We start from the raw sequence: 12,855 nt of genomic DNA, 5'->3' as shown, positions 1-12,855 counted from the left end.
ACATGAGGAGTGAACATATGAACAAACTTCATTCCATTCCCGAGCCGCGGGGCGTCCCCATCTTGGGCCATGTGAGCTCGATAGATCCGAATGCTCCCGTCCAGAGCCTGATGCGGCTGGCGAGAGATCTCGGCCCCATCTACCGTCTTGAGACATTCGGACGAAAAATCACCGTCGTCAGCAACCAGGCTCTGACGGCAGAGCTCTGTGACGAGCGGCGTTTTCGCAAAGCACTTCACCCACCACTCCGCGAACTCCGGGAGGTGGCCGAGGATGGTCTCTTCACGGCCTATAATGAAGAACCGAACTGGGGAAAAGCGCATCGCCTTCTGATGCCCGCCTTTGGCCCCTTGGGATTGCGCAACATGTTCGACCGGATGCTCGACGTCGCCGAGCAGATGATGGTGCGCTGGGAGCGGTTCGGTGCGAGCGCCGAGATCGATATCGCCGACAACATGACACGACTGACTCTCGACACCATTGCTCTGTGTGCATTCGATTATCGCTTCAACAGCTTCTACCAGAACGAGATGCATCCGTTCGTGGCGGCGATGACCGGCGCGCTCGACGAGGCGGGGAACCGTTCGCGCCTGCCGCGAAGCGCCTCAAAGCTGATGTTGCTGCGCAACCGCCGTTTCGATGCCGACGCAAAGATCTTAAGTGACGTCGCGGATGCCCTGATCGAGGAGCGTCTGCGGGATCCGCGGCTCGGCGACCGCGAAGATCTTCTTGATGTGATGCTTACCGCCAGAGACAACGAAACCGGCGAAACCCTGAGCCGTAAGAATATCGGCTACCAGATGATCCCTTTCCTTGTCGCGGGTCACGAGACGACGAGCGGCCTCCTGAGCTTCGCGACCTACCTGCTCTTGAAAAATCCTGACGTATTGACCCGGCTTCGGACCCATGTGGATCATGTGCTTGGAGGCGATGTTCCGACGGCACAACACTTGGAGGGGCTGAAATTTGTCGAACAGGTTCTGATGGAAACGCTGCGGCTCTGGCCGACCGCGCCCGCCTTCGCGGTTCACCCCTTGGAGGATACCACAATCGGCGGCAGATATGCGGTCAAGGCGGACGACATTCTTCTTATCCTGTCTCCCATCCTGCACCGTGATCCCGACGTCTGGGATGATCCGGAGGTGTTCCGGCCGGAGCGCTTCGCGCCGGAACACGCCGCAAAGCTGCCGCCGCATTCATGGAAACCGTTCGGAAATGGTCAGAGAGCCTGCATCGGACGCGGTTTCGCGATGCAGGAAGCCACCCTGGTGCTGGCCATGATGCTGCAGCGCTTCGACATCGACTTGATCGACAGGAGCTACCGCCTGGTCGTGAGCGAATCCCTGACGCTGAAGCCGAAAGGACTTTTCATCCGCGCTCGCCGCCGCGACTTACCCGCAGGCACGCCAAAAAGCCGAATGCCCACACCCTCAACCCGTCCCCTCGTCAGACCTCGGCAAACCGCGTCTGAGGATCGAGGACCGCTGCTTGTCCTCTATGGCAGCAATACCGGAACCTGCGAGGCTTTTGCGCAGAAGCTCGCAGGCGCGGCACAGGCGATGGGATATCAGGCGATCATCGCCACAGCGAACGAATACGCCTCGGGCATTCCTGACGACCTCCCGCTCGTCGTCATCACGGCTTCCTATGAGGGCCAACCGCCGGATAATGCTGATCAGTTCGTGGCCTGGGCGGAAGCCCTTGAGCCTGAGGCGCTGAAGGGCCGTCCGTTCGCAGTCTTTGGCTGCGGAAACCGTCAGTGGGCGCGAACGTGGCAGGCAGTTCCAAAACGGGTGGAAGCCGCACTCCTTCGGGCCGGCGCAAGAGCCGTTCTCCCGCGTGGCGAGGCGGACGCCGGCGGCGATCTGTTCGGTGCATATGACACATGGCTCAGTGGGTTCTGGTCGTCACTTGCAACGGCGCTTGGCCAGGAGGCACCGGACAGGCCCGCGATCGCGCGGGGCTTCGACGTAGAGGTTCGCACGGGAGAGCGCGAGCGGCTGTTGCGCCTGGAAGAACTGCGGCAGGGCGTGGTGATGTCGAACACAGAACTGGTCAACGTAAAGGGTGGTGGGCGCTCAAAGCGTTTTGTCGAGATAAAGCTCCCCCGCGGCATGTCGTACCAGACCGGTGACTACCTGGCGGTGCTGGCACGTAATCCTGCGGATGTTGTGGCGCGGGCCCTGCGTCGGTACGGGCTGAAGGACGATACCGAACTCGTTCTCCATCCATCAGCCGAGGCTCCGTCCGCACTGCCCGTCGACAAACCAATCACGGCAGGGGAGCTGTTTGCAGGCTATGTGGAGTTGCAGCAGCTAGCGACCCTACAGCAGGTTCGCGCCCTGGTCGAAACCATCTCCTGTCCACCGGAACGGCGAGATGCGGAACGTCTTATTGATCCCGGCGTGTATAAGGCGGAACTCTTGGCCAAGCGTGCCAGCCTGCTCGAACTCGTCGAGCGTTTCGCTTCGGCCGACTATTCGCTGGGAATGTTCCTCGCCGCCCTGCCCCCCATGAAAGCCCGCCTCTATTCGATCGCCTCGTCTCCCCTCGTATCGTCCGAAACATGCGCGCTGACATTCTCGGTGCTGGATCTGCCCTCGCTGCACGGCAATAGCAGGTTCAAGGGGGTTGCTTCGACGTTTCTCGCAGCGGCACAGCCGGGCGATCCCGTTGCCGTGGCAGTTCGTCCGAGCCAGCGCGGTTTCCGGCCGCCGGAAGATAATGCCGTGCCGATCGTCATGGTATGCGCCGGCAGCGGCATTGCGCCATTCCGAGGCTTCCTGCAGGAGCGCGCGGCCCGCAAGGCGGCAGGTGCAGAGACCGGCCCAGCCTTGTTGTTCTTCGGCATTCGTGATCCCGATATCGACTATTTGCATCGGCACGAACTCGAAGCCTGGGAAAAAGAAGGGATCGTGTCGGTACGGCTCGCCTGCTCGACTTCCACTAAGACTCAATATGTCCAAAATCGGATTTGGGAAGACCGGAAGGATGTTGAAGATCTGTTCCGGCGAGGCGCGCATGTCTATGTCTGCGGCGACGGCGAGAAGATGGCGCCGGCGGTGCGGGAGACATTCCTCAAGATCTATCGTAGCGCGACCGGGGCCTCCCTCGAGGAGGCACAATGCTGGGCAGAGCAGATCGAGCGTGAAGCAATCCGTTACGTCGCCGACGTGTTCAGTTAGAGATCCGACAACTCATCGCCGCCTGGGAACCCAACAAAAATGCAATTCTATCCTAGATTTGCCTGGCTTCTGTTCCTCTTTGTCCTCTTGGGCGGCTGTGCCTCAGGGCCAGACCAACCTATCGTCAAGATTGGGGTCGCTGACCAGCGGGCCGGGCGAACGGTCACCGTATTTGTCGCGACAACGCGATCTGTCAAAGAGCAAAAGAGCAGCGTCACCTATACAGCAGACAAGTCGTTCTCGCTCTCCTACTCCAGGTTCAGGGTAGCAGTGCCCGCGGCGAAGGCAGGGAAGATCGACTACAGTCTCTCCGGCTTCTCGGTCGTAGAGCGCAACCCCCTGACGCGCGCCGAATTTTTAGAGCAAGTCGCAGGAGCCGCTTCGACCAAGGTCCGAGCCGGCCTGCCCAGCATCGGCATCTATGTCCACGGCTTCAACAATAACTTCCCTGAGTCTCTCTATCGTCTGGCCCAGATGAAAGAAGCGTCAGGATCCGATGCTGTGCCGATCCTGTTCTCCTGGCCATCCGTCGGGACGGTGGCCGGATATGGCGCTGACCGGGACTCCGTAACCTATTCGCGCGACTATCTCGCCGATCTTCTGCTCGACGTCACGAATGGCCGTCGGCGCGGTAACGTTGTCCTTCTTGGCCATAGCATGGGAGCTTGGTTGGCGACGGAGGCGGTTCGCCAGCTGAAGATCGCCGGACACGACAGCGCTCTTCATCCACTCCAGCTTGTTCTGGCGGCGCCCGATATCGACGAGGAGGTCTTCCGGCAGCAGATGAGAATCATCGGAAAGCTGCCGATCGCTCCAGTGATCCTGGTTACGAAGGACGACCGCGCGTTGGACATATCGAGGCTTCTCGCGACCGATAGGCCAAGGGTGGGTTCGCTTTCCGTGGATAGCCCGGTGGTACGCCAGCAAGCCATTCAGGAAGGAGTCCAGATCATCGACATTTCTGAGCTCACGTCGATCGATCCGCTCAACCACGACCGATACGAAGGCTTGGCTCCTCTTTACCGGGAGCTTATGGCGAGGCGGGTTGGAGAGGGCAAGCTGACCGAACCGGGTTCCTTCCAGCTGACCGGCGGCGCTGCCGTCATCCCGGCATCAACGGACTAGCAACATGACAGATTCTCCTGCAAACCACATGCAACTGACCATCCTCGTTGTAGAAAGCCTGTCCGAGTACGCTCTCGATTACGAGTTGATGCTGAACGGACTGGGTTACTGGGCCCGCGCGGAGTTGAGAGAGTAAATCTTATGTACGCGGCCGGCGATAGGACGGCGGGGAACAGGAGGCAAGTTCATGATGGCGAGACAAATAACGATCGCGATGGCATTAGCGCTCGCCACTACGAACGGCCATGCCGCCGAACCCATCGAGGGCAACTGGAGGACTGCGAAGGGCGAGCCGGTTGCGATCACCAAGTGTGGCAGCGCATATTGCATAACGGCAATCGGGGGGAAGTTTCCGGGGAAGCAAATAGGCCAGTTTTCAGGTAAGGACGGCGAGTATATCGGCCAGCTTACCGACCCCGCCGATCAGGCCGCCGTCCCGCAAGCGGCATGTAGTTTGCCGCCGGTTAGGCGTGACGGCGCAACCGGTGACCGCGGCAGCACATGACCTTCATCAGCCATGAAGTCGATACGAGCCATGCCGTTATTCATCAAGGATCGCTACGGCACGCGTCCAACCAGCCGAGCCTCGCTCGACCTTGACCGGAAAGCAGATCACCCGGAACCCGCTCGCTGGAAGCACTTCGAGGTTGTGAAGCTTTTCGAGATGACAGTAGCCGATCGTCATGCCGGCCTTGTGTCCTTCCCAGATTATGCTTGGGTCGCGGCTCTCCGCGTAGCGACGGGCAGTGAAGACGAACGGGGCGTCCCAACTCCAGCCATCTGTTCCTGTCACTCGAACGCCCTGGTCAAGCAGGAACAGCGTTGCCTCTCGCCCCATCCCGCAGCCTGATCGCAAATAATCCGGCTGACCATAGCGAAGGCCTGCGCTGGTGTTGACAATCACTATATCGAGAGGCTTAAGGTCGTGCTCGATCCTCTCCAGTTCCGCTTTCACGTCTTCGGCAGTTGCGACATAGCCGTCTGGAAAGCGGCGGAAGTCGAGCTTAACTCCGTTTCCGTAACACCATTCAAGGGGCACTTCATCGATAGTCCAGGACCGCTGTCCCCCGTTCATCGTTGGATGGAAGTGCCAGGGGGCGTCGAGATGCGTGCCGTTGTGCGTTGTGATTGAAACCTTCTCGATGGCCCACCCACTTCTGTCCGGCAAATCGTCAGCCGTCAGCCCGGGGAAGTGAGGGAGCATCCGCTCGAGGCCGACCGTATGGTCGACGTACTCTATCTTGGGCTCGGATCCGGGCGGGTCGGAAGCGATTCCAGCCTGGAGCGGGACAGATATGTCAATGAAACGCATTGGAACCTGGGACTCCTGCGTGTTCAAGTGCGGATCGGTTGACGAAGCGGCGCGGGATCGTCGGAAAAGTCGACCGTGTTGGATAGCCGACCGAGTCGCTCGACTTCGACCACGACACGATCAGACGGCACGAGCCATGAAAACTTCTCCTCGCCGTGTGTCTGGGCCAGTTCGAGGATGCAGCCGGTCGCGCATGTGCCGGATCCAAGGATGTCTCCTGTTCGCACCGTTGTCCCACGGGACGCAAAGGAAAGCATCTCCTCGAATGACCAGTAGATATCCGCGAGGTTTCCCTGGGTGTAGAGTTTGTCGTTCACCGTCGCCGTGATGGCGAGGTCGAACCCGGCGCCCTTCCGATAGGGCTCGAGCTCGTCGAGCGTTACGAGGCAAGGTCCGAGCGTTGTGGCAAAATCCTTGCCCTTTGCGGGTCCGAGGCCGACGGATGTCTCGAGCCTCTGCAGATCCCGGGCGCTCCAGTCGTTCATGACCATCAAGCCCACGATGTGCCGCCCCGCCTTCTCAGGACTGACGTTGCTTGCCGGAAGTCCCACTACGGCTGCGACCTCGGCCTCGAAATCGAGCTTTCTGGTTCCCGGGGCGCCAAGGATCCTTGTCCCGCTCCCGGTGACCGCAGCCGGATTCGTGAAGTAGAATACGGGTATCTGGAACCATTCCTCCGCCATTGGCAGACCTCTGCTTTGCCGACCCGCACGTGCATGCTGCTCAAAGGCGTAGAAGTCCCGAATGGACGGCGGCTGGGGGATCGGTGCCATTAGTTCTGCCGTTTCGAACGCGAAGACTGCGTCGGGAGCGCTGATCGCCCGTTCGGCCGCACGGGCAAGCCTCTCTCCGTCATCACCGAGCAAGTTGATCAGTCGCTCTCCCGGCGGAAGGGCAAGGATCATGTCTTCGCCGAGCAGCCCCACCCGCTCCTCGGACATGTTCGAAAAGGTGACCCATTTCATCGCGAACCTCCGATGTGTTTGTTCTTCATCGCTCAGACTTCCCGCCCGGAATAATCGGAAGAAGCAGCCTGCTCGGATAGGCAGGGCCTGTGTGGATCGTGGTGTTGCCGCCGAAGATCGCGGGGCACCGGTCGATCGGGTCGTCATGCAGCCAGGGACCGGATCCGCGATGGGGAGTTCCGGAACTCGGATCCGCCGGTCGCGCGAAATCCTTGCCGCGGATGTCGAGGCGCAGCCGGAACCCTTCAGGAAGAACGATGCAGGTGGGCCAGATCTCGACCTCGACCTCGTAGATTTCCCCCGGAAGCAAAGGAAGTTTCTCGTCATGCGTATGGAAGGGTCGGTATGGAAGCGACCGGAGCGGGCAAAGCTTCCTGTGCGACGCCCGGAGCCAACCCTGCGCAAGCGGCGTCCGCGGGTCCACCGTCCCTTGGAAGTCGACCTCACGACCGTCCGGGGAGAATGCCTGCAGTGTCACGAAAAGGTCGGCATCCGACGTCGTGGAGGATAAGAAGAGCTTCAGGGACAGCGGCCCTGTGATCTCAGTCGCCTCAGGTAACGGAGCGGTTTCGAGCCACACGCCTTCCCCTTCCGCACTGAAGCTTGCCGAACCATACGTGCGCGGCGCCGCGAATCCGAGGCTCATGACAGTCGCGTCGAGATAGGCCGGCGTCCACTTCGTCCTGGAGAGCGGCCACTCGCTTTCCCTCCTTAGTGTGACTTCGTCGGTAAACGGGTGCCGGACATTCAGCATGACGCGATCCTGTTCGCGCCAACCGTTGTCGACACCCTTTAGGTAGCAGTCGAAGAAGCGCTTCTGCAGGTCCATGCCATATGGAAGGTAGAACCATTCCTCGTGGCGACCCGGGTGGGCCTCCAGCCACTTCTCCTGCGATGCCGCCTTCATGAAGGCCTCAAAGTTTCCGCGCGGGTGAAGGCCGAAGCCTGCCCAGTTGGCGCAGCTCAGGAACGGAACCTTCACCTTTTCCCAGTCAGGAGCGCGCGACCGGTACCACTCGTCGTCGAGTTCGCGCGCCCTGACGTTGTCGAGCGTGTGGGCGCGGTTGTCCGCACGGTTGCGGTCCGACTGCTTCAACCCGCCGGAACTGCGCTCTCCAGTCCATGGATCGACCGGAGCTGCGGCATTGCCATGCTGCACTGACAGGATCTGCCGGGGATACCAGGTCTCGAGAAACTTGTTCGAGAGTATCCCGCCGTGCCTGGCGAAGTCACGGTAGAAATCCGCCGCTCCCTCCCAGGGGATCATCGCTGCGAGATGGGGAGGCTGAAGCGCAGCCACGTGCCATTGGTTGATCGCATAGTAGGAGATACCGTTCAGACCCACTTTGCCGCTCGACCAGGGCTGCGTTCCCGCCCACTCGATCGCATGAAAATAGTCGAGCGTCTCGCGGGGCGAGAGGATGTCGAGCTTTCCGGAGGTTCGGCCTGCACCGCGGCAGTCGACCCTGACGACCGCATAGCCCCAGCCGACCCATATTTCGGGGTCGACTGTCTCCCAGGTCAGATACTGCTTCTCCGAGCGTGCCAGGAGATTCGGATGCCGTGCCGACATCCATTCCCAGCTTGCCTTGTAGCCTTCCTGGTAGCGCACGCCCTTACCGTATGGTCCAAGGGTCATGATGACCGGAACCGGATGGGGATAGTCCGGACGGAAGACGTCAGCCATCAACTCAAGCCCATCATCGACAACGATGGGCACATCTCGTTCTATTATCATTGCTGCTTCCTAACTGGCGCCGGTGTTAGTTGACCTGAACGCCCGATTCCTTGACCAGGGCCCGCCACTGCGCGACGAGTTGCTAGTAGAAGTTGTTCAACTGAGTTCGTTCGACATTTGCGGCGGCGACGACAAGCACCTTGATGCGTTCCGCAACTTCGGGATCCTGAGCCGCCTTGCTCAGAGCGTCGCCGAGCTTCCGGACGATGGCTTCGGGTGTCCGGCAGGAGCGAGGAACATCTGGAAGCTGCGCGCAACCGAGAACCCGTCAGGCCTCGCGAGCTGGGGTCGGCCGTCCCGTATAGGCAGATGTTCCACTTGGACTTGTCACTCCGATAAGCTTCACCTGTCCTTGGTCTACGAACGTCTTCGACGAAACCAGCATACCGAGTTCGATCTCGCCGCCGATGATCGCCTGGGCGACGTCCGCTTCGTTCTTGAACGGCACGTGCACTATCTGGGCGCCGTTGCTCTTCGCCATGATCTCTGCGAACAAATGGCCAGCGGAGCCTTGCCCGAATGTCCCGTAGCTGAGTTTCCCCGGGTTCTTCCGCGCATATTCGAGCAGCTCCGTGCCGTTGGAGACCGGCAGGCTCTTCGAGGCCACGAGCGCAAATTGAGTTTCGCCCACGAAGGCGACGGGGATGAAGTCTTTGGCCGAAGCGTAGGGAGGATTCTTGACGAGTGCCTCGGCTGCGCCATTCGACGTTCCGTTTGCTAGCAGCAGAGTATAGCCATCCGGCTCGGCACGCTGCACGGCGAATGCGGCGATGATCCCGCTCGCGCCCGGCTTGTTCTCAACGATGTATGTGGCGTCGAGGTAAGTCTTGGCCTTATTTACGACCGGGCGGGCCAACGTGTCACTCAGGCCGCCAGCGCCGCTTGGAACCACCACAGCGATGGGCCGGGAGGGAAACTCCTGCGCCGTTGCCCGGCCGGGCTGATATGCTAGGTAAGCGGAAACCGCCGCCAATAGAAGTGTCCGTCGTAACATACCCATGATCTCTCCTCCGATCTTCAGGTGATTTCACCGGCGGCATCCTCCTCGCCGACCTGATGAACATTAGGGCGCTCCTTGCCATTTGCATAATATGCGTTCTTTATATTTCCCATGCTGGTTTTCTATGGCTGATTTGAATGCGACATCTGGACAACGAATCCCTGCACTGCTTTCTCGAAGCCGTCCGCCACGGATCGATATCATCCGCATCGCGATCATTGGGTCTGGCGCAACCCGCCCTCACCCGGAGGATACAGCTTCTTGAAGAGCATTTTGGGGACCGCCTGCTGTCGCGGCATCGACGGGGCATAGAGCTCACCGAAACCGGGGCAATCGTGGCAAAGCGCGGCGAGGAGATCCTGCGGATGTCACAGGAACTTGCTGACGAGGTCCGATCGATGGTTGGCCATCCGGCCGGACTCGTGAGGTTCGGTTTTCCGCCATCGGTCGGAATGCTTTTCGTCGGACGGATCTTGGCCGAGTGCGTATCTCGGTTTCCCAGCGTGAAGTTGCACCTCGTCGAGAATGTCTCCCCGGCGGTCCGCGAAGCACTCATCGACAACCGCCTGGATATGGCGATCATGAGCTGCAGGTCCGGCCATGAGAGCCTGAAATGCGTTCCATTGTTCCATGAGCAGCTATGGCTTTTCGCGGCTCCCGACCTTTGGACGCTGCCTCCCGGACCTGTGTCAATGGATGCTCTACAAGAGCTTCCGGTAATGCTTGCGAGCTTTCTAATGCAGCACCTGGAAAACAGGATGCCCCTTCGGGTGATGGCCGCCGTCGATGCTCTTCCTCTTGCTCGGGAAGCCCTTTTCGAACGTGCCGGCTATGGGATATTTCCCTACTCCGCTCTGGAAAGGGAGTTTAAGCGAGGTGAGCTTTATGGAGCGCCGATCTCCGGCCTGACTGTATCCCGTGGCCTGTTTTTCAGGAAGGATCGGACCACTTCGAATGCGATGCGTCTTGTCGAAGACCAAGTGAAGGCGCGGGTGTCCATGCTCATCGCCCAACGCAATGACATGTTTCAGGAAGTCCTGGGGGACGACTACATCGTCTGACGATTTTGGGAATCTTGGCCATTCGGCGGGATACTGCACTAAGGTTGGTCAAGCTCGAGCGAAGGCGTGTTCCCGAGAGCGGGTATCACGCGGACGGTCCGCTCACTGCCCTTGAAAGGATAAGAACCGCCAACCCTAGTGTCACAAAATCCACTCGGTTGAAATTCCTCAATTCGGACGTCGGCCTTTGAGCCGAAAATGGACCGTCCGCCATGCGTTTCGCGTCTGCAACCCAAAAAGATGAAGCCTCCAGGAATTCGCGAGCCCGTGTCGAAGAATCCGAAAGCCAGGTAGGAATGCGCATTCCACAGCATTGTGTACCTCAGTCGGTAAAGCCCCCGGCGGCAAGCACGGCTTCGACTCTTTTCGTCAGCACAAGCGCCTCGGAAAAACCCGCGACAGTCGAACTTGATTTGGTGATGTCATCGCGCAAGGCGGCATAGATCCCACCGACATTGACCGCGGAAGCTGGGAAATCCTTCAATTCGCCGTCATCGATGTGCTGCTCCTGTTTGTTGAGTAGAAGCGACAGACGGTCAGCCTGGAAGCCGCGCGCTGCACCCCCGTTGAGGCTAAGAACGCCCTTTTCGCCGACGATCTCAAGCCGCAATGGCGCCTCCGGGGATCGACCTCCGGCGACTTCGAGCGAGACCGACACGCCGTCTCCCGTGAGGCATTGGAACAGCAGATGATCATAAGTGGTGCGGCTCCGGATGAGTCGATCCTGCCCCGCCTCGATTGCTGGGTACTGACGCGAGGGCAAGCTGTTGAAAACGATCGCCTCACCGAACAGGGTGAATATCAGATCGAGGGTGTGGCCGCCTTGGATCGTGATGAGATTTGCAAAATTGTCCGGGTCTTCAAGATAAAGATATGGCTCGGGAACGATGGGGCCGAAACCCGCGGTCGACGAATAAACGTTCGCACTGAGTAGGCGTCCAATGGCTCCGCCATCGAGAAGTTCCTTGGCGCGTTTGACGGTTGGGCTCCCGCGCAACTGCAATCCAATGGCGGTTTTGCGATTGGCTGCCTCTGCAGCCAGATGGAGCTCTTTCGTCTCGTCATAACCACGGCCGAGCGGCCATTCGCTGTAAACATGCTTTCCACTGGCAAGCGCTGCGAGAATCATCTCCCGGTGATCGGGAACACGTGTTGCGACGGTAACGATGTCGATGTCGGGAGAATTCGCAAGTTCAAGGCCATCGCTGTAAGAGCGAACACCGAACGCCTTTTCAGCCTGAGCAGCTGTTTCTGGTGTGCTGGTGGCAACCGCCGCCAATTCCAGTCCCGCTAATGCTTGTATGGCCGGGATGTGGGATTCGCGGGCCCATCCAGTCTTTGCATTGGCTCCGATGACGCCTACTCTAAGTGCGGACATACCAAACCTCCAGGATGAATTGCGTATTCGAGATGCGGTTCAAGTAATGCGCGATGGTCAGTCGAGCAGGCGTCTCAGCCGTTCGACAGGCCAAACCGAAAGTTTCAAATGCAATGATGTGCGCGCGACGCGCGGCGTAACCAGTGCGGCGAACACACACCGCCAGCCGGAGGCGCTGCGTAATTCAACATGGCAGCCTATTCACGGAAGTCGGTGCTACGTGTGACCTCTTCCCACGCATCTGTTTCTGCGCGGATCTCATCGAGCTTCCTGCGCAGTTGGTCGAGCGCGTCGCCGCCAATCAGCAGGTGAACCGGCGGATGCTCTGCTTCAACTGCCTTGATGATGGCCTCAGCGCCGCGCGCGGGATCGCCAACCTGTTTGCGGTGACCTGCCGCCGTGCCCTGCCGGGATTTCCCCGCAGTGTCCTTGTAGTCGTCGATGATGATCTGCGAAAACTTCATCGAATCAGGCCCACGGAAATCCGTCCTGAACGCCCCAGGCGCGACGACCGTAACGCCGATGCCAAGCCCGGCGACCTCTTTCGCGAGCGTATCCGACATGGCTTCAAGCCCGAACTTGACCATATGGTAGTAGCCAACGCCCGGATAGGTAACGTGGCCACCGATCGAGCTGACGTTGACGATGTGACCGTGGCGGCGTTCCCGCATGCCGGGCAGCACGGCCTTGATCAGGTTCACGGGCGCGAAGAGATCGGTCTCGAAGACGGCGCGCATTTCGGCGTCTTCGCCTTCCTCGATCGCGCCAAGGTATCCGTAGCCGGCATTGTTGACGAGAACATCAACCCGGCCGAATCTGGCGATAGCCGCCTTATAAGCTGCATCAATCTGGTCCTGTTTTGTGACATCCAAAGGCGTCAAAAGCACAGCTGTGCCATGTTTGGCAGCAAGGTCTTGCAACTGATCGGTGTTTCTTGCCGTCAAAACGGCACGGTAGCCGGCGGCAAGCACTTTCTCGGCAATTGCGCGTCCGAGGCCTCTTGAGGATCCCGTAATCAGCCATACGGCTTCTTTGCTAATCATCTTATCTTCTCCGTAGATTGACCAGAGCTATCTAGGAGGTGATAAAGC

10 protein-coding genes are annotated in these 12,855 nt (G+C 59.6%); 4 read left to right on the top strand and 6 right to left on the bottom strand.

Annotated features, from left to right (window positions below; translation table 11 throughout):
- Positions 1-2: 2 nt before the first annotated feature.
- The 3 genes from FBZ97_RS32095 (at position 3) to FBZ97_RS32085 (ending at position 4,815) form a co-directional block, all read left to right on the top strand.
- A complete protein-coding gene (locus tag FBZ97_RS32095) occupies positions 3-3,185 on the top strand; it encodes a cytochrome P450 (RefSeq protein ID WP_348642392.1) in 3,183 nt (1,060 codons plus the stop codon).
- 39 nt (positions 3,186-3,224) lie between these two features.
- The gene (locus FBZ97_RS32090) at positions 3,225-4,310 is read left to right on the top strand and encodes an alpha/beta fold hydrolase (protein WP_145324042.1); all 1,086 of its coding nucleotides are present in this window, start codon (positions 3,225-3,227) and stop codon (positions 4,308-4,310) included.
- 187 nt (positions 4,311-4,497) lie between these two features.
- Positions 4,498-4,815, top strand: coding sequence for a hypothetical protein (locus tag FBZ97_RS32085; RefSeq protein ID WP_145324040.1), 318 nt, complete (start codon positions 4,498-4,500; stop codon positions 4,813-4,815).
- A 36-nt stretch (positions 4,816-4,851) separates the two neighbouring features.
- Here FBZ97_RS32085 and FBZ97_RS32080 read toward each other — a convergent pair whose 3' ends face one another.
- The 4 genes from FBZ97_RS32080 to FBZ97_RS32065 all read right to left on the bottom strand — a co-directional run bounded on the left by FBZ97_RS32080 (position 4,852) and on the right by FBZ97_RS32065 (position 9,325).
- Positions 4,852-5,622, bottom strand: a complete 771-nt coding sequence (locus FBZ97_RS32080; protein WP_145324038.1) for a cyclase family protein — start codon at positions 5,620-5,622, stop codon at positions 4,852-4,854.
- Between the two features lie 23 nt (positions 5,623-5,645).
- Positions 5,646-6,587 carry a fumarylacetoacetate hydrolase family protein gene (locus FBZ97_RS32075; RefSeq protein WP_145324036.1) on the bottom strand — a complete coding sequence of 314 codons (942 nt, stop codon included), beginning with the start codon at positions 6,585-6,587 and terminating at the stop codon, positions 5,646-5,648.
- 25 nt (positions 6,588-6,612) lie between these two features.
- Positions 6,613-8,325, bottom strand: coding sequence for a CocE/NonD family hydrolase (locus FBZ97_RS32070; protein ID WP_145324034.1), 1,713 nt, complete (start codon positions 8,323-8,325; stop codon positions 6,613-6,615).
- Positions 8,326-8,593: 268 nt separating this feature from the next.
- Positions 8,594-9,325: a tripartite tricarboxylate transporter substrate binding protein gene (locus FBZ97_RS32065; protein WP_145324032.1), complete on the bottom strand. Its 732-nt coding sequence runs from the start codon at positions 9,323-9,325 to the stop codon at positions 8,594-8,596.
- A gap of 137 nt (positions 9,326-9,462) precedes the next feature.
- Between FBZ97_RS32065 and FBZ97_RS32060 the strand changes: the two genes are divergently transcribed.
- Positions 9,463-10,386 carry a LysR family transcriptional regulator gene (locus tag FBZ97_RS32060; RefSeq protein ID WP_145324031.1) on the top strand — a complete coding sequence of 308 codons (924 nt, stop codon included), beginning with the start codon at positions 9,463-9,465 and terminating at the stop codon, positions 10,384-10,386.
- 322 nt (positions 10,387-10,708) lie between these two features.
- Here FBZ97_RS32060 and FBZ97_RS32055 read toward each other — a convergent pair whose 3' ends face one another.
- Both FBZ97_RS32055 and FBZ97_RS32050 read right to left on the bottom strand, forming a co-directional pair.
- On the bottom strand, positions 10,709-11,764 hold the full coding sequence (locus FBZ97_RS32055; RefSeq protein ID WP_145324029.1) for a Gfo/Idh/MocA family oxidoreductase: 1,056 nt from the start codon (positions 11,762-11,764) through the stop codon (positions 10,709-10,711).
- 197 nt (positions 11,765-11,961) lie between these two features.
- Complete coding sequence (locus FBZ97_RS32050; protein WP_145324027.1) at positions 11,962-12,807, bottom strand: oxidoreductase; 846 nt, start codon at positions 12,805-12,807, stop codon at positions 11,962-11,964.
- Positions 12,808-12,855 lie beyond the last annotated feature (48 nt).

Source organism: Rhizobium sp. ERR 942 (assembly GCF_007828395.1).
Lineage (GTDB): Bacteria > Pseudomonadota > Alphaproteobacteria > Rhizobiales > Rhizobiaceae > Rhizobium > Rhizobium dioscoreae.
Note: the sequence above shows the minus strand (reverse complement) of the source record. Positions and strands in the feature narration are given on the sequence as shown.